This is a genomic window from Jannaschia marina (genome assembly GCF_013404595.1).
Taxonomy (GTDB): Bacteria; Pseudomonadota; Alphaproteobacteria; order Rhodobacterales; family Rhodobacteraceae; genus Jannaschia; species Jannaschia marina.
Genome location: NZ_JABVAX010000001.1, coordinates 348,524 through 371,344 on the forward strand (window position 1 = coordinate 348,524; position 22,821 = coordinate 371,344).

A 22,821-nucleotide genomic window follows, 5' to 3' on the forward strand; every position below is an offset into this window, starting at 1 on the left:
CCCCGCCATGCATGCGCCCGTCACGCAGGACGTCCACACGATCCCGCGCAAGCTGCCCGAGAGCGGCAGGACGAACCTGATCGGCCTGACCCGCCCGGCCCTGCGCGCCGCGCTCGTCGAGATCGGTATCCCCGAGAAGCAGGCGAAGATGCGCACCGGCCAGCTCTGGCAGTGGATCTACCACTGGGGCGTGCGCGACTTCGCGGCGATGACGAACCTGTCTAAGGACATCCGCGCGCGCCTTGCCGAGAGTTTCACGCTCGACCTGCCCGAACTCGTCACCCGTCAGGTGTCGGAGGACGGGACGCGCAAGTACCTCGTCCGCATCGCCGGCGGGCACGAGGTCGAGGTCGTCTACATCCCTGAGGAGGGGCGCGGCACGCTCTGCGTGTCGAGCCAGGTCGGCTGCACGCTGACCTGTTCCTTCTGCCACACCGGCACGCAGAAGCTGGTGCGCAACCTGACAGCAGGCGAGATCGTGGGCCAGGTCATGCTGGCGCGCGACGACCTCGGCGAATGGCCCGAGCCGGGGGTCGGCACGGGTGAGGCGGGGCCGCGCCTTCTGTCGAACATCGTGCTCATGGGCATGGGCGAGCCGCTCTACAACTTCGAGAACGTGCGCGACGCCATGAAGATCGCCATGGACGGGGAGGGCATCGCGCTCGGCCGCCGGCGCATCACGCTCTCGACCTCGGGCGTCGTCCCCGAGATCGCCCGCACGGCGCAGGAGATCGGTTGTCTGCTGGCCGTCAGTTTCCACGCGACGACGGATGCGACCCGCGACATCCTCGTGCCGATCAACAAGCGCTGGAACATCGAGACGCTCCTCGCCGCGCTCCGGGAGTACCCGAAGGCGACCAACTCCGAGCGGATCACCTTCGAATACGTCATGCTCGACGGCGTGAACGACAGCGACGCGGATGCGCATCGCCTCGTGGAGCTGCTCGAAGGCATCCCGGCGAAGGTGAACCTCATCCCCTTCAACGAATGGCCCGGTGCGCCCTACAAGCGGTCGTCGAACAACCGAATCCGCGCCTTCGCCACGATCCTGATGCAGGCCGGCTACGCCTCGCCGATCCGCACGCCGCGGGGCGAGGATATCATGGCCGCCTGCGGGCAACTCAAGTCGGCGACCGAGCGCCAGCGCAAATCGCGCGCGCAGATCGCGGCCGAGACGGGCCTCTAGGGGGCGTCACCGTTTCTTGCGGCGGGGCAGGATCACGTCGAGGACGAAGCGGAACGCGTCAATCTCGGCCATGGGATCACTCCGGGTCAGGCAGGATTCGCGATGCACATACCGCGATGCCGTGACGGTGCCGTGACACCGTCAGACCCACTCCCACATCAGCCGCAGCGCCATCGCCGTCGTCACCACCACGAGAAGCGGCTTGATGAGCCGCGCGCCTCGGCCCACCGCCAGCCGCGTGCCCATCTGGGCCCCCGCGACCTGCGCCGCGCCCATGGCGAGGCCGACGACCCACCAGGGCTCGGCGATCACGGCGAAGGTCAGGAGGCCGCCGAGGTTCGACGCCGCGTTGAGCAGCTTCGATTCCGCCGTCGCCCGGAGCACGCCGCGCCCGGCCAGAAGGACGAAGCCGAGCATGTAGAAGCTGCCCGCCCCCGGCCCGAGCAACCCGTCGTAGAACCCGACGACCGGCACGAGCGTCGCGGCAAAGAGGAGCGGCGTGACCCGTTGTGCCCGATCCAGATCGTCGAGGCCGGGCTTCAGCGCCACGAAGAGCGCCACCGCGATCAGCAGGATCGGCAGGCCGAGGCGCAGGGTGTCGACCGGCAGCAGCGTCACGCAGAGCGCGCCCGCGATGGAGGCGACGAAGGCCGCGAGCGCCATCGGCCATTGCGCGCGCAGGTCCACCAGCCCGGCGCGTGCATAGGCTATGGCGGCCGAGGCGGGGGCGAAGATGCCCTGCACCTTGTTCGTCGCGATCGCCGTCACCGGGTCGGCCCCGGCCAGCACCAGCGCGGGTACGGTCACGAGGCCCCCGCCGCCGGCGATGCTGTCGATGAAACCCGCGATCAGCGCGGCCAGGACGAGGAGGAGAACGATCTCCGCCGCGATGTCAGCCACGGAAATCGTCCCGGTGATAGCCCTGCAGGTACAGAAGCGACGTCAGGTCGCCGTGGTTCACCCGCAGGCCCGCCTCGGCCTGCACCGCCGGTTTCGCGTGCAGCGCCACGCCCATGCCGGCGCGCGTGAGCATCCCGAGGTCGTTCGCCCCGTCGCCAACGGCCAGCACATCGGCGTCCGAAATCCCCATCTCGGCGGTGAACGCCTCCAGCGCGTCGACCTTCGCCTGCTTCCCGAGGATCGGCGTGCCTGGCTCCCCGGTCAGCTTGCCGTCGGCCACCAGAAGCGTGTTGGCCCGGTTCCAGTCGAAACCGAGCCGCGCGGCGATGGCAGAGGTGAAGGCCGTGAACCCGCCCGACACGAGTGCCGCCTTGGCACCGTTCGCCTTCATCGTCGCCAGCAGGGCCGGCCCGCCGGGCATCAGCGTAATCCGCTCGGCCAGCACCCGGTCGATCACGCCTGCGTCCAGCCCGCGCAGAAGACCCACGCGCTCCCGCAGCGCCCCTTCGAAGTCGATCTCGCCATTCATGGCCCGCGCGGTGATCGCGGCCACACGCGCGCCGACCCCGGCCTCGGCCGCCAACTCGTCGATGCATTCCTGCTCGATCATGGTCGAATCCATGTCCGCCAGCAGGAGCCGCTTCCTGCGCCCCTCGGCCGGCACGACGTTCAGGTCGATGCCCATCGCGTCCATCTCGGCCCGCGTCGCCTCCAGCGTATCGGGCAGCCGGGGCAGGTCGAACTCCGCGGCGACGCCCCGGTCGAGCCAGCGCGCCTCTCCGCCACCCCAGCCGTTGCGGAGCGCCTCGACCAACGGCAGCTCGATCGACGGTGCTTTGGGCGCAGAGGTCAGGACGGTGACGTACATGGGTTTCCTTTCGGGAACGGCGCCGAGACGCGCGCGACGGTTTCGCGCGCCTTAGCCCGATAATCGGCCTTGCGCGACCCCCCGGATCCCAATACCGACGTCGATGGGACACCCTTCCCCAACGAAGGGCGCATATCTGCAAGGATAGACATGACAGATCTACCGACCCCGGCCGCGCGGCCGGCAAATCCGCGTTTTTCGTCCGGCCCCTGCGCCAAGCACCCGGGCTTTTCCCTCGACAAACTCGCTGACGCGCCGCTGGGCCGCTCGCACCGCGCGGCACCCGGCAAGGCTAAGCTGAAGGCCGCGATAGACCGCACCCGCGCCGTCCTGGGCGTGCCCGACGACTACCGCATCGGCATCGTGCCCGCCTCCGACACCGGCGCCTACGAGATGGCGATGTGGACGATGCTGGGCGCGCGCCCCGTCACCATGCTGGCCTGGGAAAGCTTCGGCGCAGGCTGGGTGACCGACGTCGTCAAGCAGCTCAAGCTCGACGCCGACGTGCGCACCGCCGACTATGGCGCGCTGCCCGACCTGAACATCCCCGCCGATCGCGACATCTGCTTCACTTGGAACGGCACGACCTCGGGCGTGCGCGTGCCGAACGCCGACTGGATCGCCGACGACCGCACCGGCCTCACCCTCTGCGACGCGACCTCCGCCGCATTCGCGATGGACCTGCCGTGGCAGAAGCTCGATGTGACGACCTTCTCCTGGCAGAAGGTTCTGGGCGGGGAGGGAGCGCATGGCGTCCTGATCCTGTCGCCCCGCGCCGTCGAACGGCTCGAAAGCTACACGCCGCCCTGGCCCCTGCCCAAGATCTTCCGCCTCACCAAGGGCGGCAAGCTGATCGAGGGGATCTTCGAGGGCGCGACGATCAACACGCCGTCGATGATGGCGGTGGAGGACTACCTCGTCGCCCTCGACTGGGCCGAAGGGCTCGGCCTGCCGGGCTTGATCGCCCGCGCCGACGAGAGCGCGCGCCACGTCTGGGACTTCTGCGACAACCGCGACTGGATCGCCAACCTCGCGGAAGACGACGCGACACGCTCGACCACGTCGGTCTGCCTGAAGTTCACCGACCCGGACCTGCCCGCCGACTTCGCCAAGCGCGTGGTGAAGCGGCTCGAGGCCGAGGGCGTCGCCCTCGACATCGGCAGCTATCGCGACGCCCCGGCCGGCCTGCGCATCTGGTGCGGCTCCACGGTGGAGCCCTCGGACGTCGCGGCGCTCCTGCCGTGGATCGAGTGGGCCTATCAGACCGAGCGCGATTGATAGTCGCGGCCGATTTCAGGCCGCACTGAAATTCCGTACAAAATGCCAAATCCGGTCCCGGAGTTGGTACGAAACGTTCAAAACACAGGACCAGACACCATGGCCCCCAAAGTTCTCATCTCCGACAAACTCTCCGACGCCGCCGTCCAGATCTTCCGCGACCGGGGCATCGACGTGACCTTCGAGCCCGGCCTCGGCAAGGACAAGGACGCGCTCCTCGCCGCCATCAAGGACTACGACGGCCTCGCCATCCGCTCCGCCACCAAGGTGACCGAGAAGCTCCTGGCCGAGGCACCGAACCTCAAGGTCATCGGCCGCGCCGGCATTGGCACCGACAACGTCGACAAGGACGCCGCCTCCAAGAAGGGCGTGATCGTGATGAACACGCCCTACGGCAATATGATCACGACGGCCGAGCACGCTATCGCCATGATGTTCGCCGTCGCCCGCCAGATCCCCGAGGCGAATGCCTCGACCCATTCTGGAAAATGGGAAAAATCGCGCTTCATGGGGGTGGAGCTCTCGGGCAAGACCCTGGGCGTCATCGGGGCCGGCAACATCGGCGGCATCGTCTGTGACCGCGCGCGCGGCCTCAAGATGAAGGTCGCCGCCTATGACCCCTTCCTGTCCGAGGAACGCGCGACCAAGCTGGGCGTGGAGAAGGTCGAACTCGATGACCTGCTGACCCGCGCCGATTTCATCACCCTGCACGTCCCCTTCACCGAGCAGACGAAGAACATCCTCTCGCGCGAGAACATCGCCAAGCTGAAGAAGGGTGTGCGCATCGTGAACTGCGCGCGCGGCGGCCTCGTCGACGAGGAAGCCCTGGCCGAGGCACTGAAGTCCGGCCACGTCGCCGGTGCCGCCTTCGACGTCTTCGCCGTCGAGCCCGCCACCAACTCGCCGCTTTTCAATCTCCCGAACGTCGTCGTCACCCCGCACCTCGGCGCGGCCACGACCGAAGCGCAGGAGAATGTCGCCCTGCAAGTGGCCGAGCAGATGTCGGATTACCTGCTGACGGGTGCCGTGACGAACGCGCTCAACATGCCCTCGGTCACCGCCGAGGAGGCCAAGGTCATGGGCCCCTGGGTCAAGGTGGCCGAGCATCTCGGGGCCTTCGTCGGGCAGATGACCGACGAGCCGATCAAGGCCATCGAGATCATCTACAACGGCTCCGTCGCAACGATGAACCTCGATGCGCTCAACTGCTCGGCCATCGCGGGCGTGATGAAGGCGACGAACCCCGATGTGAACATGGTCTCGGCCCCCGTGGTCGCCCGGGAGCGCGGTGTCGAGATTTCGACCACCCGGCAGGACAAGACCGGGGCCTTCGACGGCTATATCAAGCTGATCGTGAAGACCGACACGCGCGAGCGATCCATCGCCGGCACGGCCTTCTCCGACGGCAAGCCGCGGTTCATCCAGATCAAGGGCATCAACATCGACGCCGAGGTCGGCGCGCACATGCTCTATACGACGAACGAGGACGTGCCGGGCATCATCGGCACGCTCGGACAGACGATGGGTGAAAACAGCGTGAACATCGCCAACTTCACCCTCGGCCGGTCGGACCGGGGGCAGGATGCCATCGCGCTCCTTTACCTCGACGATCAGCCGCCCGCCCATGTGATCGAGAAGCTCTGCGCGACGGGGATGTTCCAGAACGTCTCGCCGCTGCAGTTCAACGTCTGAGCGGCGATGCCCTACGCCGTCGGCGATCTGCACGGGTATTCCGGTCAACTCGACCGGGTGCTGGCGCTGATCGAGGCCGACGGCGGGGCTGACGCGCCCGTCGTCTTCCTAGGCGACTACGTCGACCGGGGGCCGGACGCGCGCGGCGTGCTAGAGCGGCTGATCGCCGGTCGGGCGGCCGGGCGCGACTGGACCTGCCTGCTGGGCAATCACGATCATCTCTTCCTGCGGTTCCTGCAAGACGGGACGACGACGGAACTCGCCGTCGGGCCGGACGTCAACTGGCTGCATCCCCGGGGCGGCGGCGCGACGACGCTGGCGTCCTACGGCCTCGACGTGCCGTTCGAGGCGCAGAAGACGGGCGCGCGCGGCGCGACGGCCCGTGCCGTGCTGCACGATCTCGCCCTTGCCGCCGTGCCCGCCGCGCATCGCGCCTTTCTCGAGAGCTGCCCGCGCTTGCACCGCACCGCGGATCACGTCTTCGTCCACGCCGGTCTGCGCCCCGGCGTCCCGGTTGGGGCGCAGGATCCGCACGACCTGATCTGGATCCGGGAGCCGTTCCTGTCGGACCCGCGCGACCACGGGGCGCTGGTCGTTCACGGGCACACGCCGCTTGACGCCGCGCGTCACCATGGCAACCGCGTGAACCTCGACAGCGGGGCCGGCTTCGGCAAACCCGCAACCGTCGCCTGGATCGAGGGCCGCCGCGCGTGGTCGCTCACCGAGACGGGGCGGGTGGAACTCACGCCGTAACGTCGGCCTTTCGCACGGCCCCGTCTTTGTTCCAGAATTCTCCCGGGGGTCGGAGGCTGGCCCACGAGAAAGGGAGCCGTTCCATGTCCGACATCGTCATTCTCTCCGGTACGCGCACCGCGATCGGCACCTTCGGCGGCAGCCTCGCCGCCACGCCGCCGATCGAGCTTGCCGCCACGGTTTCGCGCGCCGCCATCGAAGGGGCCGGTCTCGACCCCACGCAGATCGGGCAGAGCGTCTTCGGCCACGTCATCAACACCGAGCCGCGCGACATGTACCTGAGCCGCGTCGCCGCGATGGGCGCCGGCGTGCCGGAGACGACGCCGGCGATGAACGTCAACCGTCTCTGCGGGTCGGGCGTGCAGGCCATCGTCTCGGGCGCGCAGGCGCTGATGCTGGGCGATGCGGACTTCGCGCTCGTCGGCGGGGCGGAGTGCATGTCACGCTCGCCCTATATCCTGCCAGACGCCCGCTGGGGCGCGAAGATGGGGGACGTGAGGGGCCTCGACATGATGCTGGGCGCACTGAACTGCCCCTTCGGAACGGGTCACATGGGCGTCACCGCCGAGAATGTCGCCGCCGAACACGGGATCACCCGCGACGATCAGGACGCTTTCGCCGTCACCTCGCAGGAGCGGGCGGCAGCGGCGATCGCGGACGGACGTTTCGCCGATCAGATCACGCAGGTCATGGTGCAGCGCAAGCGCGAGATGGTCGCCTTCGACACCGACGAGCACCCGAAGCCGAGCGACATGGAGAGCCTCGGCCGGCTGCGCCCGGTCTTCCAGAAGGACGGGACGGTCACCGCGGGCAACGCCTCGGGCATCAATGACGGGGCCGCGGCGCTCGTGCTCGCCCGCGCCGAGGCGGCGGAGGCTGCCGGGCTCAAGCCCCGCGCGCGCATTCTGGGCTACGCGCACGCCGGCGTGCGACCGGAGGTCATGGGCATCGGGCCGGTGCCGGCCGTCCAGGCGCTGCTGAAGCGGACGGGTCTTGCCGCTGCGGACTTCGACGTCATCGAGTCGAACGAGGCCTTCGCCTCGCAGGCGCTGGCGGTGGCGCGGGACCTCGAGCTCGACCCGGCACGGGTGAACCCGAACGGCGGGGCCATCGCGCTCGGCCATCCGGTCGGCGCGACCGGGGCGATCATCGCGGTCAAGGCGCTTCACGAACTCGAGCGGACAGGCGGCCGCCGCGCGCTGGTGACGATGTGCATCGGCGGCGGTCAGGGCATCGCGCTCGCGCTGGAGCGGATCTGAAAGGGACGAGGGGCCAGCCCCTCGCGCCGCGACCCCTTGCGAGGGGCCAGCCCCTCGAGCTCCCCGGAGTATTTCCGGCAGGAAGAAAGGGCTCAGTAGCCCAGGGCGCAGCCGTCCTTGCGGGGGTCGGAGGCGCCTTCGAGGTAGCCGCTCGCGTCGATGCGGATCGCCTGTGCGCCCCCAATCGGCGTGTCGGGGATCCGGACGTCATGGCCCATCGCGTAGAGCTCGGCACGCACGCTGTCGGAATAGCCGCGCTCGACCTTCAGAACGCCGCCATCGGCAAAGCTGCGCGGCGCGTCGATTGCGGTTTGTGCATCCATGCCGAAATCCACCATGTTCGACAGGAAGCGGTGGTGGCCGTTCGGCTGATAGGCCCCGCCCATCACGCCGAAGGGCATCGTGACCCGGCCTGCCTCGCGCAGAATTCCGGGAATGATCGTGTGCATGGGCCGCTTGCCCGGGCCCATCTCGTTCGGGTGCCACCGCTCCAGCGTGAAGCCCGCGCCGCGGTTCTGCATCAGGATGCCGAACCTGTCGGAGGCGATGCCCGATCCGAAGCTATGGAAGATCGAGTAGATGAGCGAGACCGCGAGGCGGTCGCGGTCGACCACGGTGATATAGATCGTATCCTTGTGGACGGCCTCGGTCAGCGGGGCCGCGGCGGCCATGGCCCGCTTCGGGTTGATGAGATCGGCAAGCCGCGCGGCCGTTTCGGGGGCCAGCATGTGGTCGAGACGGGCGGTGTGATCTGGGTCCGCCAGAAGGCGGTTGCGCGCATCGTAGGCGAGTTTCGCGGCCTCCGCCTCGATATGCGCGCGACGGGCCCCGACCGGATCCATCGCCGGAATGTCGAACCGGGCGAGGATGTTGTTCATCAGGATCGCCGTCGCGCCCTGGCCGTTCGGGGGATGCTCGACGAGCTCGATGCCCTTGTAGGGACTGGCGATCGGATCGGTCCAGTCGCTGCGCACGGCCGCGAAATCCTCCGCGGTGTGAACACCGCCCATGGCGCGAAGGCTCCTGACCATGTCCTCGGCCACCTCGCCGTCGTAGAAGCCGGCACGGCCCTCGGCCGCGATCCGGCGCAGCACATCGGCCTGGCCGGGCAGGGCGAAGCGGTGACCCGGCGCGGGTGCGCTGCCGTCCACGAGGTAGAGGTCGCGCGCGCCGCCTTGCAGGGTGTCTACGGCCTCGGTCCAGTCGAAGGCGACGCGCGGGGCGACCGGTACGCCGGTCTCGAAATAGGGAACGAGCGGTCCCAGCGTGTCTTCGAGGCCGAGCGCGCCGTAGCTTTCGGACAGGGTGCAGAAGGCGTCGACGGCACCCGGCACGGTGACGGCATCGGCGGACGTCAGCGGGACGGCTGCAAGGCCCTGGGCCCGGAGCCTTTGGGCCGAGGACGCGGCGGGCGCGCGGCCGGAGCCGTTGAGCGCGCGCACGTCGTCGCTGCCCGCGGGTGAGATGAGCGCGAAGGCGTCGCCGCCGAGACCGGTCATCTGAGGTTCGCAGAGGCCAAGGATGACGGCTCCGGCAATGGCTGCGTCGACGGCATTGCCGCCGCGGGCAAGGGTGTCGAGGGCGATCTTGGCCCCGAGAGGATGCGAGGTGGCGCACATCCCCTCCGTCGCGAGGACGGGAGAGCGGCCGGGGCGGTGGAAGTCGCGCATCGAAGCTCCTTGGCTGATGCGGTCGAGCCTAAGCCGCGGTGGCGTAAAGTCACCCCCCCGACCGGCATCTCGGACGGACAACTTCGGTCGGGCGCCGGGGCATCGCGGTCGGCGCGGACTGCCAGTGGCTCGCGGCGCGGGACGGGACGTCGAAGCTGTCGGCCGGGATGGCTGCGGCGGTATCGGAACGAACGGTCCGGTCCGGGTTGTCATCCTGGCCCGGCGCGCGGCCTCGACGTCGAAGGACGTAAGCTTGGGGGCTGTCGCGCCGACGCCGAGGGCGGCCATATGCAGCCACGGTTCCAGTTTGCTTCGGGTCCCCGGCGGTTCGATGCGGATTTCGGGACAGCCGAATGGCGCTTCGTCGAGGTGTTGGAAACAACGATAGGGGATCGGGCGGGCATGTCGCGATTGGCCTTAGCTCTGCCCGGTGCGATCCTCGGGCGGTTCCGTGTCAGGCGGCGCAGACCGAGAAGCTGAGCCGGTTCCGGCCCCGCTCGCGTTCGTAGATCATGTCGTCCACGAGAGCATGGATGATGAACCAACCGAACCCGCCCTCGGGCAGGTCGTCGATGGTGGTACCCATCTCAGGCAGATCCGCGGATGTGAGAAGCCAGGGTGGCAGGGCACGGCCCGAATCGACCGTTTCCACGTGCAACCCGTCCGGCCTCGGGCAGATTACCAAGTCGACATCGCCCCGTCCGTCGGGGACGGCGTGTTCCGCAATGTTGTTGAGCACCTCACCCAGAACGACCGTGACCTTCTCGCGCAGATCCGGAGCGATGCCGCAGGCAGCGAAGAAGCGGCTGAGATCGGCGAGTTGCCGGCTGATCGCTTCCGGCGTGGCCGGGAAACGATGGCGGATTTCGCCCTCCGGCTGACCCGGGAGAGACGACAGGCGATCCCCGCTCATGCCGCGGTCTGGTCCGGGCCGCCGGCGGCGCAGTTCGGCAACGCGTCATGCAGGACGAAAATCTGATCCATACGGGTCAGGGCGAGAACCTTGCGGACGGCGTCGCCGCAACGCGCCAGTTCCAGCCGGCGCCCCCCGCCGAGGGCCTTCATGATCGCCACGAGGGCGCCGAGACCGCTGCTGTCGAGGAATTCGACCCGGTGCATGTCGAGCATGACACGCCCCGTGCCGGCCTGCGCGTGCTGGCGGACCTGTTCCTTGAAGGCCATGGAGGCCGCGGCGTCGAGGCGCGGAAGCTCGACCGTGACGAGAAGGAGGGCGGGGTCGCCGGTGTCGATGGTGATCAAGGCGCGCTCCGATCGGTGATCCGCCGTGCCAGGCACTGGCGCAGCTTGTGTTCAGGTGCCAGATTGCCACCCGGAAGATTACCAGAGCGTGAATCGAGCCAGGGAGATTGCCTAAAATGAAAGACGTGGTGATTGCCGGTGCGAAGCGGACGCCGATGGGCGGTTTTCAGGGCGTGCTTGCGGGCGCGACGGCGGCCGAACTCGGGGGTGCGGCCATCGCGGCCGCGCTCGACGATGCGGGGCTTGCGCCCGAGCGGGTGGAAGAACTCCTGATGGGATGCGTCCTGCCGGCCGGTCAGGGCCAGGCCCCGGCGCGGCAGGCGGGGTTCCATGCCGGTCTGCCCAAGGAGGTGCCGGCGACCACGCTCAACAAGATGTGCGGCTCGGGGATGAAGGCGGCGATGATGGCGCACGACCAGATCGCGCTCGGCCAGACCGGCGTGATGGTGGCGGGCGGCATGGAGTCGATGACGAATGCGCCCTACCTCATGCCGGCGATGCGCGGCGGCGCGCGGATCGGGCACCAGCGCGCCGTCGACCACATGTTCCTCGATGGGCTCGAGGATGCCTACGACAAGGGCCGCCTGATGGGCACCTTCGCCGAGGATTGCGCCGAAGCATATCAGTTCACCCGCACCGCGCAGGACGACTATGCGCTCCGCTCGCTCAGCCGCGCGCAGGCGGCCATCGCTGACGGCGGTTTCGCGGCGGAAGTGGTACCTTACACGGTCACCGGCCGGAAGGGCGAGACGACGATCGCGGAGGACGAGCAACCGGGGAGCGCGCGGCCCGACAAGATCCCGCATCTGAAACCGGCGTTCCGCAAGGACGGGACGGTGACGGCGGCCAATTCCTCCTCGATCTCGGACGGCGCGGCGGCGCTTCTCCTCATGTCGCGGGAGGCGGCCGAGGCCGAAGGCGCAAGGGTGCGGGCGCGGATCATGGGCCATGCCTCGCACGCGCAGGAGCCCGGGCTCTTCACGACCGCCCCCGTGCCGGCCGCGCGCAAGCTGATGGAGCGGCTGGGCTGGTCGGTCGGGGATGTGGACATCTGGGAAGTGAACGAGGCCTTCGCGGTCGTCCCCATGGCCTTCATGAAGGAGATGGGGCTGTCGCCCGATATCGTGAACGTCAATGGCGGGGCCTGCGCGCTCGGCCATCCGATCGGGGCGTCCGGCGCGAGGATCATCGTGACGCTCTTGCACGCGATGGAAGCGCGTGACGTCAAACGCGGGATCGCGGCGATCTGCATCGGCGGCGGCGAGGGCACGGCCATCGCGCTGGAGCGCCCGTGAGGCCGGGCCCCGCGGCATCTCCGTTCGAACGGAGATGCACCTGCGTCCGAACGCAGGTGTTCCAGGCATGACGGTCGACTATCCCGCGCTGCACCGCACGATCGCGAGCCTGACCGAGGGCGAGGACGACACCGTCGCGCTCATGGCCACGGTCGCCTGCGAGGTGCATCACGCCGACGACCGCTTCGACTGGACGGGGTTCTATCGCGTGACAGGCCCCGAGATGCTCAAGATTGGCCCCTACCAGGGCGGGCACGGCTGCCTGCAGATCCCGTTCGCGCGCGGCGTCTGCGGGGCCTGCGCGACGAGCGGCGAAGCGCAGCTCGTGCCGGACGTGGATGCCTTCCCGGGCCACATCGCCTGCGCCTCCTCGACCCGCTCGGAACTGGTGCTGCCGGTCTTCGGGGCGGACGGCGCGCTGATCGCCGTCTTCGACATCGACAGCGATCGTCCCGCCGCCTTCACGCCGGAAGACGAACGCGAACTCTCCGCGATGCTGCGCGCGGTCTTCGCATGAGGCCGCTTGCCGAGCTCATGGCGACGCACGCCCGCGCCGGGCGCATCGACTGGATCGGGGTGCGGGCGGCGCGCCGGGCCGCGATGGTGCCGCTCCGGCTGGCGCAGGTGACGCAGGCCGGCCTCGCTGGCGATCATGCGCGCGCCGGCAAACGGGCGGTGACACTGATCCAGGGGGAACACCTGCCGGTGATCGCGGATCTCTGCGACGGGGCGGCGACGCCCGAGGCCCTTCGGCGCAATCTCGTCGTCTCGGGGATCAACCTCGCCGCTCTGAAGGGGCGCGCGGTGCGCCTCGGGATGTCAGTGATCGAGATAACCGGCCCCTGTGCGCCCTGCTCCCGGATGGAGGAGACGCTGGGGGTGGGCGGCTACTTCGCGGTGCGCCACCACGGCGGCTGGTGCGCCCGGGTGGTCGACGGGGGCGAGGTCAAACTCGGGGACGCGGTGGAGCCGGAAGGCGACGTTTTGCGTCCTGGTACGCCCGAATGATCCTGCGTGCCGCGACCGAAGCCGACCGGGCCGCGATCGTCGCGCTGCACCTCGCCTCCTGGCAGGACAGCTACGGCATCGAACTGCCCGAGGCCGTGCTGCGCGACGTCCTGCCGGGATACCTGGCCGAGAAATGGGCCCCGCGTGTCTTCGCGCCGCCGATGCTGACGCTCGTCGCGGAGGGGGACGCGGGGCTTGCCGGGTTCGTCTGTGTCCTGACTGCCGAGGCCCCGCCGCTCATCGACAACCTGCACGTCCATCCGGGGCTGCGCGGCCGCGGGCTCGGCGCACGGCTTCTGGCGGCGGCGCGTGCGGGCGTGGCCGATGCGGGCTTCGACGAGGTGGAACTGACCGTGCTGGAGCGCAACACGCGCGCCCATGCGTTCTACCTCGCGCAGGGCGGGCGCGACCTAGGGGCGAAGCCGGATCTGCTGGTCGGCCACCCGGTCACCGTGCGACGCATCCGCTTCGCGTCCGGGCAGGGTTCAAACCCCGCAGAATAGAGGGTATGCGGGCGCAAACATCCGATAGGCGCGCGACATGAAATTCACCCTCTCCTGGCTGAAACATCACCTCGACACTTCCGCCTCCGTGGCCGAGATCGCCGAGACGCTGACGGACCTCGGCCTCGAGGTCGAGGGCGTGGAGGACCGGGGCGCGGCGCTCGACGCCTTCACCATCGGCAAGGTGGTGAGCGCGGAGAAGCACCCGGATGCCGACCGCCTGCGCGTCTGTCAGGTAGAGACGGACGAGGGCGTGCAGCAGATCATCTGCGGGGCTCCGAACGCGCGGGAGGGGATCACGGTCGTCGTCGCCAAGCCCGGAGTCTACGTGCCGGGCATCGACACGACGATCGGGGTCGGCAAGATACGCGGGATCGAGAGCTTCGGCATGATGGCCTCCGAGCGGGAGCTGGAGCTGTCGGAGGAGCATGACGGCATCATCGAGCTGCCCTCGGGCGAGGTGGGTCAGCGCTTCACCGACTGGCTGGCCCAGAACGACCCGGCCAAGGTGGACCCGGTGATCGAGATCGCAATCACGCCGAACCGGCCCGACGCGCTTGGCGTGCGGGGCGTCGCGCGCGACCTGGCGGCGCGGGGGCTCGGCGTGCTGAAGGATGTGCCGACGCCGGTGATCGAGGGCAGCTACGAGAGCCCCGTCGCGGTCTCCATCGACGACGACACGGCCGATGGCTGCCCCGTCTTCTGCCTGCGGATGATCCGGGGCGTGAAGAATGGGCCGAGCCCAGACTGGCTGCAGGATCAGCTGCGTGCGATCGGGCTCCGGCCGATCAACTTCTTCGTGGATGTGACGAACTGGTTCACCTATGATCTGAACCGGCCGCTTCACGTCTTCGATGCCGACAAGGTAACGGGCGACCTGCGGGTGCATCGCGCCAAGGGCGGCGAGGAGATCGTCGCGCTGGACGACAAGACCTACATCCTGCCCGAAGGCGCGATGGTCATCTCGGACGATAGCGAGGTCGAGAGCATCGCCGGCATCATGGGCGGAGCCGCGACCGGCGTGAGCGAGGAGACGGTGAACGTTCTCGTGGAGAGCGCCTTCTGGGATCATGTGCAGATCGCGATGGCCGGGCGGGCGATGAAGATCCACTCGGATGCCCGCTACCGCTTCGAGCGCGGCGTCGACCCTGCCTTCACGCCCGAGGGGCTGGACCATGCCTGCCGGATGATCCTCGATCACGCGGGCGGCGAGGTGTCGGAGATGGTCGTCGCGGGCGCGGTCCCGGACGTGAGCCGGGCCTACAAGCTGGACACCAAGCGCATCGAGAGCCTCGTCGGCATGGAGATCCCGGCCGAGACGCAGCGCGCGTCGCTGACGGCGCTCGGGTTCGTGCTCGAGGGCGACATGGCGCATGTCCCGTCGTGGCGCCCCGACGTGCAGGGAGAGGCCGATCTGGTGGAGGAAGTCGCGCGCATCGCGTCGCTGACGAAGCTGGAGGGCAAGCCGATGGTGCGGGCTCCCGGTATCCTGCGCCCCGTCCTGACGCAGGCGCAGCAGAGGGAGCGCATGGCGCGGCGCACGGCGGCGGCGCTCGGGTACAACGAATGCGTGACCTACTCCTTCATCGACGAGGCCGCTGCCGCGCTCTTTGGCGGCGGCACCGAGGCGACCCGGCTCGAAAACCCGATTTCCTCGGACATGAGCCACATGCGGCCCGCGCTCCTGCCCGGTCTTCTGCAGGCGGCGGCCCGCAACCAGGCGCGGGGGCAGGCCGACATGGCGCTCTTCGAACTGGGCGCGGCCTTCCCCGGCGGCGAGCCGGGCGAGCAGCATCAGGAGGTCGCGGGGCTTCTAATCGGGCACACGGGGCCGAAATCCGTCCATGGCGACCGGCGTGCGGTCGACGTCTTCGACGCGAAGGCCGATGCGGAGGCCGTTCTGGCGGCGCTTGGCGCGCCCGCTAAGTCGCAGGTGATGCGCGGGGCGGCGGAGTGGTGGCATCCGGGCCGGTCGGGCCGGATCTGCCTCGGTCCGAAGAAGGCGCTGGCCGTTTTCGGTGAGATCCACCCGAAAGTGCTCAAGGCGATGGACGTGAAGGGGCCGGCGGTCGGCTTCACGATCTGGCCGGCCGAGGTGCCCGTCCCGAAGGCGCAGGGGACGTCGCGCGGGGCGCTGGCCCTCTCGGACCTTCAGGCGGTCGAGCGTGACTTCGCCTTCGTGGTCGACGCCAGGGTCGAGGTGCAGAAGCTCGTGCAAGCGGCGCAGGGCGCGGACAAGGCGCTCATCACCGAGGTGCGGGTCTTCGACGAGTTCATCGGCGGGTCGCTTGGCGAGGGCCGGAAATCACTGGCGCTGACCGTGCGGTTGCAACCCACCGAGAAGACGCTGACCGACAAGGAGATCGAGGCCGTCTCGGCGAAGATCGTCGAGAAGGTCACGAAGGCGACCGGCGGCGAATTGCGCGGCTGAGAGGGTTCAGGCGTCCCGTCATCGTGGGGCTCGACCCGACGATCTCGGGCCCTTGCAAGAGATGGCCGGATCAAGTCCGACCATGACCCCAAGAAAGAGCGGCGCGCCCTACTCGTACACCCGCTGATCGTCGATCACCTTGCCGTCGTTCGGGAGGCTGTCGACCCGTTCGACCCGCCCCTTGAGCTTCAGGACCTGCGCCACCGAGGCGGACCACGCACCCTCGTCGCCGCCGTCGGCCTCCACCTGGACGGCCATCGCGTCCATCTCGCCCTCGCGCGTGACGGTGACGCGGGCGGCGCGGATCTCGGGATGGCGCGCGACGAGGTCGGCCACCTGCTCGGGGCGCACGAACATCCCCTTGATCTTCGCCGTCTGGTCGGCGCGCCCCATCCAGCCCTTGATGCGCATGTTGGTGCGGCCGCAGGGCGATTGCCCTTCCATCCGCGCGGAGAGGTCGCCGGTGGCGAAACGGACGAGCGGATAGTCAGGGTTGAGCGCGGTAACGACGACTTCGCCCACCTCGCCGGGTGCCACCGGATCGCCCGTCCCCGGGCGGACGATTTCGAGGATCACGCCCTCGTCGACGATCATCCCCTCCATCGCCGCGCTCTCGTAGGCGATGTTGCCGAGGTCGGCCGTCGCGTAGCACTGCAGCGTCGCGATGCCTCGATCCGCATACTCCTGCCGCAGCGAGGGGAAGAGTGCGCCGCCGCCCACGGCCGCACGGGTGAAGGCCAGTGTCTCGCCCATCTCCTCCGCCCGGTCGAGGATCACCTTCAGGTAGTCGGGCGTGCCCGCGTAGGCGGTGCAGCCGATGTCTTTCGCCGCGCGCACCTGCAGGTCGGTCTGCCCGGTCCCGGCGGGCAACACGCGGGCCCCAACGGCGCGTGCGCCGCTCTCGAAGATCATGCCGGCGGGCGTCAGGTGGTAGCCGAAGCAGTTCTGGACCGTGTCGCCCGCGCCGATGCCGCAGGCGTGCAGGAAGCGGCCCATGCGCCACCAGTCATGGGTCGTCCCGCCGGGTTCATAGATCGGGCCGGGGGATTGGAACACATGGGCCACTTCGCCCACCGGCATCCCGCCGAAAGGCGGGGTCGCCGCCTGCCATTCCGAGAGTTTCGATTTACGCAGGACGGGGAGCTTCGCGAGGTCCGAGAGGTCGGTCAGAGGGTCGTCGCTCCGCGCCGCCAGCAGTTCGTTCAGCGTCGACAGCTGCGCGGCGGCGCGGTCGTCGGCGGAGCGGGTCTCGAGGGCGTCGTAGTGGGTCATCGTGTCCTCGTCAGGCGGCGCGCAGCGGATAGGTGGAAAGGGGCTCGTAGAGCGGACCGTCGGGTGTGAGCACCGACGACCAGAGCGTCACCCCGGTCGCCCGCGCCTCGGGCAGGTCGGGGCGGCCGAGCCGGGCGAGATGACCGGGCAGGCGCTCCATGTCGGGGCGGGCCGTCGCGCCGAAGCGCGTCAGGGTGATGTGCGGTCGAAAGCGATCGCGCGGTAGGTCGATGCCCGCGGCGCGCGCGGCGGTGCGGACCCTGTCCCGCAGGGCGGTGAGGCCCGCTTCCGGCGCGATGTCGAGGACGATGGCGCGGGCCTTCGTCGTGCCCAGCATCTCGAAGGTCTTTGCGCGCAGGCTGGCGACGGGCAGGGGGCGCGCGTCGAGCGTCTCGTGCAGGGCTTCGAGCCGGACCTCGGGCTGATCGTCGAGGAAGGCGAGCGTGAGGTGCAGATCCTCCGGCGCGACCCGCCGCCCGCCGGTCAACCGTGCCTGCGCCCGCACCAGCGACGCGATCCAGCCTTCGGGGCAGGGGAGGCCGACGAAGGCTCTCACGGTGCGCTCGCAGTCGTGGGAGCGTCATCCTCGGGCTCGCCCCGAGGATCTCTTGCCGCCAGAGATCCCCGGATCAAGTCCGGGGATGACGCGGCCCCAAGAGAAGCGTCACGCGTCACGACAGCCACCGCTTGCGGCGGCGGTAGCTGCGCACGTCGCGGAAGCTCTTGCGGCCGTCGTCGGACATGCCGAGGTAGAACTCCTTCACGTCCGGGTTCTCGCGCAGCTCCTTCGCGGGGCCGTCCATCACGATGCGGCCCGACTCGAGGATGTAGCCGTAGTGCGCGAAGCGCAGGGCGACATTGGTGTTCTGCTCGGCCAGAAGGAAGGTCACGCCCTGTTCCTCGTTGAGGCGCTTCACGATGCCGAAGATCTGCTCCACGAGTTGCGGGGCGAGACCCATCGAGGGTTCGTCGAGGAGGATCATCTCGGGCCGCGCCATCATCGCGCGGCCGATCGCGCACATCTGCTGCTCTCCGCCCGAGGTATAGCCCGCCTGGCTCGTGCGGCGTTCGCGCAGGCGGGGGAAGTATTCATAGACCATTTCGAGGTCGTCCTTCGTCGCCTTCGCCCCGTCCCGGCGGGTATAGGCCCCCGTGAGGAGGTTCTCCTCGACGGTCAGATGCTCGAAGCAATGGTGCCCCTCCATCACCTGCACGACGCCCCGGTTCACGAGGTCGGCAGGCGTGAGGCTCTGGATCCGCTCGCCCTGGTAGGTGATCGACCCCTTGGTCACGTCGCCGCGCTCGGAGCGCAGGAGGTTCGAGATCGCCTTGAGCGTCGTCGTCTTGCCCGCGCCGTTGCCGCCCAGAAGCGCGGTGATCCCGCCCTTCGGCACGCTGAGGCTGACGCCCTTCAGGACGAGGATCACGTGGTTGTAGATCACCTCGATATTGTTGACCTCGAGCAGCTTCTCCTGCCCGTCGTTGGCGGCGTCGGCCTGCGGCTTGGTATCCAGCATGTCGCGTCTCCCTCGCATTGGCGCGGCCGTCCCTCGGGGCGGCGGGGCAAAGGCGATGGGGCCCCGGCCCGCGCATGGCGGGCCGGGGCCGTGTCACATCACTCGGCGCAGCCGGGCGTGATGTTGTTCTCGGCGGCGTAGGCCAGGCTGTCTTCCTCCACGAGCGGGTCGATGACCGACGTGTCCGGCGTGATGAAGTCGGTCAGCGGCTCGAAGGCCCCGGCCGAGGCATTCCAGCGCTGGACGAGCGCTTCGCCCGAGCCGCCGTGGTTCTGACAGGAGACGGCAAAGACCGGGCCGATGTTCGGCGCGCCCAGTTCCTCCATCCGGGCCTCGGTCATTTCGAGGGCGGCCATGCCGTCGCGCATCTGCTCGGGCGTGATGTCGGAGGTGCCGTGGATTTCCTGCGCCTTGGCGATCGCCTCGGCGGCCAGCATCGCCGCGTACATACCGCGGGTGTAGAGCACCTTGCCCACGTTGTCGCCCGCGCCGGCCCCGAGGCCCGGTTCGATGACGGTCGTGCGGATCTCCTCGAAGATGGGCGCATCCGGGTTGATCGTGTTCATGTTGAGCGACAGGTAGCCGTCGGCGGCGGCCCCGGCAGGGGTCACGTCATGCTCGGCCCCGGCCCACCAGTTGCCGATGAACTGCTCCATCGGGTAGCGGACGTTGGCGGCCTCCTGGATGGCGACCTGGTTCATCACGCCCCAGCCCCACATCAGGACGTAGTCGGGACGCTCGCGCCGGATCTGCAGCCATTGCGACTTCTGCTCCTGACCCGGGTGATCGACCGCGATCTCGGTCAGGGAAAAGCCGTGCTTCTCGCCCAGGGCCTGAAGCGTGCGGATCGGCTCCTTGCCGTAGGCGGAGTTGTGGTAGACGAGCGCGATAGTCTTGCCGTCGAGCGAGCCCTCGTTCTGGTCCAGAAGATAGTTCACCGCCACCGAGGCCGCGTCCCAGTAGTTCGCGGGGTAGTTGAAGACGTTGTTGAAGACCTCGCCGTTGCGCGCGCTCGTCCGGCCATAGCCCATCGTGTGCAGCGGGATGCCGTCGGCCTGCGCTTTCGGGATCAGCTGATAGGTGATGCCGGTCGAGAGCGGCTGATAGACGAGCGCACCCTCGCCCTTTGTGCTCTCGTAGCACTCGACACCCTTCTCGGTGTTGTAGCCCGTCTCGCATTCGATCAGCCGGATCGGTTCCCCGCCGATGCCGCCGTCGCGCTCGTTCAGGAGGGTGAAGTAATCCTGATAGCCGTCGGAGAAGGGGATGCCGCCGGCGGCATAGGGGCCGGTGCGGTAGCTGAGGTCCGGGATGACCAGATCGGCCATCGCGGGGGCGGCGGCGATGATCGCGCCGACCGTCAGTGTGCCTAGTTTCTTCATCGGTTGTTCCTCCCTTGGTTTATCCGATGCGGGCCTTTCCGGCCCCGTGGGGTGGGCACCTCCAACGTGTCGGGAGATGCCCACCGATCCTTCAATGCGGGAACGGCCAGAGCCGCAGCTTCTCCTTCGTCAGTCGCCAGAGCTGCGCGAGTCCATGCGGCTCCACGATGAGGAAGAAGACGATCAGCCCGCCCACGATGACGAGGTTCAGATGCGCCACGATGTCCGTGGGCCAGCCGAAGAGGTCGACGCCCACCAGCTTGAGCACCACCGGCAGCAGGACGAGGAACGCCGCGCCCGCGAAACTGCCGAAGATGGAACCGAGGCCGCCGATGATGACCATGAAGAGCACGAGGAACGATTTCTGGATGCCGAAGGCCTCGCCCACCTCGACCGCACCGAGGTAGACCGTGAAGAAGAGCGAGCCCGAGACCCCGATGAAGAAGCTGGAGATCGCGAAGGCCGAGAGCTTGGCGCGCAGCGGGTTCACCCCGATGATTTCCGCCGCGATATCCATGTCGCGGATCGCCATCCACTTGCGGCCCACCGTGCCGCGCGTGAGGTTCCGTGCGACCCAGGCGAGGGCCACGACGAAGATCAGGCAGAAGGTGTATTGCGCCCAGGCCTGCGTGTTCGGTCCGGTGACAACGATGCCGAAGACCGACCGCTCCGGCGCGCTGATCTGGCCCGAGGCGGAGTAGTTGTAGAACCACGAAACCTTGTTGAACATCCAGACGAGGAAGAACTGCGCCGCAAGCGTCGCCACGGCGAGGTAGAAGCCCTTGATGCGCAAGCTCGGCAGACCGAAGGCCGCGCCCACGGCTGCGGTGATGAAGCCCGACAGGATGGTGATGGTGAACATGTCCATCCACGGGAAGGCCGTCATCAGCTTGTAGGCCGAATAGGCCCCGACCGCCATGAACCCGCCCGTGCCGAGCGACACTTGCCCGCAATAGCCGGTCAGGATGTTGAGGCCCAGGGCGGCGATCGCGTAGATCAGGAACGGTACGAGAAGGGCGGACGCCCAGTAGTCTGTGATGACGAAAGGCACGAGAAAAGCGGCCGCGATCAGGATCACCCAATAGCCCGTCCGGTCGAAACGGATCGGGAAGGTCTGGTTGTCGGCGGTGTAGGAGGTTTTGAAGTCTCCGGCTTCACGGTAGATCATCAGATTGCCTCCTTCTTTAGATGGAAGACGGTTGCAGGGATAAGCATCGAGCCAATCACCAGAAGAGGCAGGCCGAACCAGAGAAAGTCTCCTGGATCAACGGTCCAACTGAAGAGGCCCAAGCCCAAGTAGAGCAATGCGATCACGCACATGCCTATCCAGTAGGCTTTCCCGGCAGCGTTCAGCGCTCGGTCTTGAAACCAAGCTCGAAGCAAAATGATGGCAGGTGCAGAGCCGACCGCAAAAACAAGTGCTGTAACGGCGAGATCTAAAGCGCCGAAGCCATTCCCGTAGTGGTTTGAAATACTAATCGTGAGGATGCAAAACATGACCGCGAAAATGACCGACATAGTCGCGCTTAGATACAGCATCCAAACAGAAATCCTCCTAAACCCGCTCAATGATCTTCTCCCCGAAGAGGCCCTGCGGGCGGAACACCAGAAACAGGAGCGCCAGTACGTAGGCGAACCAGTTCTCGGTCGCGCCGCCGAGGTAGGGCTGGCCGATCAGGAACTCGAAGAGCTTCTCGCCCACGCCGATGATGAGCCCGCCGACGATGGCCCCCGGGATCGAGGTGAAGCCGCCCAGCATCAGCACCGGCAGCGCCTTGAGCGCGATGAGCGAGAGCGAGAACTGAACCCCCGACTTCGCGCCCCACATGATGCCCGCGACGAGGGCGACGAAACCCGCGATCGACCAGACGAGCACCCAGATGAAGTTGAGCGAGATGCCGACCGAGAGCGCGGCCTGATGGTCGTCGGCCACCGCGCGCAGCGCCCGGCCCTGCTTGGTGTACTGCGAGAAGAGCACGAGCCCGACGACGAGGAGGGCCGCGATGATCGTGGCCACGATGTCGAGGTTGTCGATGAAGAAGCCGTAGCCGAAGGCGTTGAGCGTCGTCTCGTCGATCCAGGTGTTGATGCCCTGCGGCAGGCCGACGTCTAGTGTCTTGATCTCCGAGCCCCACATCAGGTCCGCGACTCCCTCCAGAAAGAAGGCGAGGCCGATCGTGGCCATGAAGAGGATGATCGGCTCCTGGTTGACGAGCTTCGAGAAGACGAAGCGGTTCACCGCCCAGGCGAAGACGGCCATCACGAGAACCGTCAGCAGGATCGCCAGAAGCGCGGGCACCTGCCAGCCGAAGTGGTGGATCTTGGTGCCGAAGATCGCGTTGATGAGATGGGCGAAGGGCACCTGCCCGTTCTGGATACCCACGAGCGTCATCGCCGCGAAGAGCGCCATGACCCCCTGCGCGTAGTTGAAGATGCCGCTCGCCTTGAAGATCAGCACGAAGCCGAGCGCGACGAGCGCATACATCACCCCCGCCATCAGGCCGTTCAGGGCGACTTCCATCGAGAAGAGCAATGTGTCGGGCATGT

22 protein-coding genes are annotated in these 22,821 nt (G+C 68.2%); 10 read left to right on the top strand and 12 right to left on the bottom strand.

From position 1 onward, the window contains the following. The first annotated feature begins 7 nt into the window (after positions 1-7). Positions 8-1,186: a 23S rRNA (adenine(2503)-C(2))-methyltransferase RlmN gene (rlmN, locus tag HSX43_RS01805; RefSeq protein ID WP_179378370.1), complete on the top strand. Its 1,179-nt coding sequence runs from the start codon at positions 8-10 to the stop codon at positions 1,184-1,186. Between the two features lie 141 nt (positions 1,187-1,327). Here rlmN and HSX43_RS01810 read toward each other — a convergent pair whose 3' ends face one another. Beyond that, on the bottom strand, positions 1,328-2,086 hold the full coding sequence (locus tag HSX43_RS01810; RefSeq protein WP_179378371.1) for a TSUP family transporter: 759 nt from the start codon (positions 2,084-2,086) through the stop codon (positions 1,328-1,330). After that, positions 2,079-2,954 carry a phosphoserine phosphatase SerB gene (serB, locus tag HSX43_RS01815; RefSeq protein WP_179378372.1) on the bottom strand — a complete coding sequence of 292 codons (876 nt, stop codon included), beginning with the start codon at positions 2,952-2,954 and terminating at the stop codon, positions 2,079-2,081. Before serB ends, HSX43_RS01810 begins: the two co-directional genes overlap by 8 nt. A gap of 150 nt (positions 2,955-3,104) precedes the next feature. On the opposite strand from serB, the gene HSX43_RS01820 reads away from it, so the two are divergent. The 4 genes from HSX43_RS01820 (at position 3,105) to HSX43_RS01835 (ending at position 7,936) form a co-directional block, all read left to right on the top strand. After that, positions 3,105-4,232: a phosphoserine transaminase gene (locus HSX43_RS01820; protein ID WP_179378373.1), complete on the top strand. Its 1,128-nt coding sequence runs from the start codon at positions 3,105-3,107 to the stop codon at positions 4,230-4,232. A 99-nt stretch (positions 4,233-4,331) separates the two neighbouring features. After that, positions 4,332-5,924 carry a phosphoglycerate dehydrogenase gene (gene serA, locus HSX43_RS01825; RefSeq protein ID WP_179378374.1) on the top strand — a complete coding sequence of 531 codons (1,593 nt, stop codon included), beginning with the start codon at positions 4,332-4,334 and terminating at the stop codon, positions 5,922-5,924. A 6-nt stretch (positions 5,925-5,930) separates the two neighbouring features. Continuing rightward, positions 5,931-6,677 (top strand): metallophosphoesterase, encoded by a 747-nt coding sequence (locus HSX43_RS01830; protein ID WP_179378375.1) that lies wholly within the window; start codon positions 5,931-5,933, stop codon positions 6,675-6,677. An 83-nt stretch (positions 6,678-6,760) separates the two neighbouring features. Beyond that, on the top strand, positions 6,761-7,936 hold the full coding sequence (locus HSX43_RS01835; protein ID WP_179378376.1) for an acetyl-CoA C-acyltransferase family protein: 1,176 nt from the start codon (positions 6,761-6,763) through the stop codon (positions 7,934-7,936). Positions 7,937-8,028: 92 nt separating this feature from the next. Here HSX43_RS01835 and HSX43_RS01840 read toward each other — a convergent pair whose 3' ends face one another. The 3 genes from HSX43_RS01840 to HSX43_RS01850 form a co-directional block, all read right to left on the bottom strand. Beyond that, positions 8,029-9,606, bottom strand: coding sequence for a gamma-glutamyltransferase family protein (locus HSX43_RS01840; protein WP_179378377.1), 1,578 nt, complete (start codon positions 9,604-9,606; stop codon positions 8,029-8,031). 454 nt (positions 9,607-10,060) lie between these two features. Next, positions 10,061-10,519 carry an ATP-binding protein gene (locus HSX43_RS01845; protein WP_179378378.1) on the bottom strand — a complete coding sequence of 153 codons (459 nt, stop codon included), beginning with the start codon at positions 10,517-10,519 and terminating at the stop codon, positions 10,061-10,063. Further along, a complete protein-coding gene (locus HSX43_RS01850) occupies positions 10,516-10,866 on the bottom strand; it encodes an STAS domain-containing protein (protein ID WP_235962445.1) in 351 nt (116 codons plus the stop codon). The genes HSX43_RS01845 and HSX43_RS01850 overlap by 4 nt, the downstream gene beginning before the upstream one ends. Positions 10,867-10,982: 116 nt before the next feature. Here HSX43_RS01850 and HSX43_RS01855 point away from each other — a divergent pair, with 116 nt between their 5' ends. The 5 genes from HSX43_RS01855 to pheT all read left to right on the top strand — a co-directional run bounded on the left by HSX43_RS01855 (position 10,983) and on the right by pheT (position 16,103). Further along, the gene (locus HSX43_RS01855) at positions 10,983-12,161 is read left to right on the top strand and encodes a thiolase family protein (RefSeq protein ID WP_179378379.1); all 1,179 of its coding nucleotides are present in this window, start codon (positions 10,983-10,985) and stop codon (positions 12,159-12,161) included. Between the two features lie 67 nt (positions 12,162-12,228). Beyond that, positions 12,229-12,678 carry a GAF domain-containing protein gene (locus HSX43_RS01860; protein ID WP_179378380.1) on the top strand — a complete coding sequence of 150 codons (450 nt, stop codon included), beginning with the start codon at positions 12,229-12,231 and terminating at the stop codon, positions 12,676-12,678. After that, the gene (locus HSX43_RS01865; RefSeq protein ID WP_179378381.1) at positions 12,675-13,169 is read left to right on the top strand and encodes an MOSC domain-containing protein; all 495 of its coding nucleotides are present in this window, start codon (positions 12,675-12,677) and stop codon (positions 13,167-13,169) included. The genes HSX43_RS01860 and HSX43_RS01865 overlap by 4 nt, the downstream gene beginning before the upstream one ends. Beyond that, positions 13,166-13,672 (top strand): GNAT family N-acetyltransferase, encoded by a 507-nt coding sequence (locus HSX43_RS01870; RefSeq protein ID WP_179378382.1) that lies wholly within the window; start codon positions 13,166-13,168, stop codon positions 13,670-13,672. The genes HSX43_RS01865 and HSX43_RS01870 overlap by 4 nt, the downstream gene beginning before the upstream one ends. 37 nt (positions 13,673-13,709) lie before the next feature. Next, positions 13,710-16,103 carry a phenylalanine--tRNA ligase subunit beta gene (gene pheT, locus HSX43_RS01875; RefSeq protein ID WP_179378383.1) on the top strand — a complete coding sequence of 798 codons (2,394 nt, stop codon included), beginning with the start codon at positions 13,710-13,712 and terminating at the stop codon, positions 16,101-16,103. A gap of 108 nt (positions 16,104-16,211) precedes the next feature. Here pheT and HSX43_RS01880 read toward each other — a convergent pair whose 3' ends face one another. The 7 genes from HSX43_RS01880 to HSX43_RS01910 form a co-directional block, all read right to left on the bottom strand. Continuing rightward, on the bottom strand, positions 16,212-17,375 hold the full coding sequence (locus tag HSX43_RS01880; RefSeq protein ID WP_179378384.1) for a phenylacetate--CoA ligase family protein: 1,164 nt from the start codon (positions 17,373-17,375) through the stop codon (positions 16,212-16,214). Positions 17,376-17,385: 10 nt separating this feature from the next. After that, on the bottom strand, positions 17,386-17,931 hold the full coding sequence (gene thpR, locus HSX43_RS01885) for an RNA 2',3'-cyclic phosphodiesterase (RefSeq protein ID WP_179378385.1): 546 nt from the start codon (positions 17,929-17,931) through the stop codon (positions 17,386-17,388). A gap of 115 nt (positions 17,932-18,046) precedes the next feature. After that, positions 18,047-18,892, bottom strand: a complete 846-nt coding sequence (locus HSX43_RS01890; protein WP_179378386.1) for an ABC transporter ATP-binding protein — start codon at positions 18,890-18,892, stop codon at positions 18,047-18,049. Positions 18,893-18,990: 98 nt separating this feature from the next. After that, positions 18,991-20,274 carry an ABC transporter substrate-binding protein gene (locus tag HSX43_RS01895; RefSeq protein ID WP_179378387.1) on the bottom strand — a complete coding sequence of 428 codons (1,284 nt, stop codon included), beginning with the start codon at positions 20,272-20,274 and terminating at the stop codon, positions 18,991-18,993. A 91-nt stretch (positions 20,275-20,365) separates the two neighbouring features. Then, a complete protein-coding gene (locus tag HSX43_RS01900; RefSeq protein ID WP_179378388.1) occupies positions 20,366-21,442 on the bottom strand; it encodes a branched-chain amino acid ABC transporter permease in 1,077 nt (358 codons plus the stop codon). Next, positions 21,442-21,792, bottom strand: coding sequence for a hypothetical protein (locus HSX43_RS01905; protein ID WP_179378389.1), 351 nt, complete (start codon positions 21,790-21,792; stop codon positions 21,442-21,444). Before HSX43_RS01905 ends, HSX43_RS01900 begins: the two co-directional genes overlap by 1 nt. 37 nt (positions 21,793-21,829) lie before the next feature. Beyond that, complete coding sequence (locus HSX43_RS01910; protein WP_179378390.1) at positions 21,830-22,819, bottom strand: branched-chain amino acid ABC transporter permease; 990 nt, start codon at positions 22,817-22,819, stop codon at positions 21,830-21,832. Positions 22,820-22,821 lie beyond the last annotated feature (2 nt).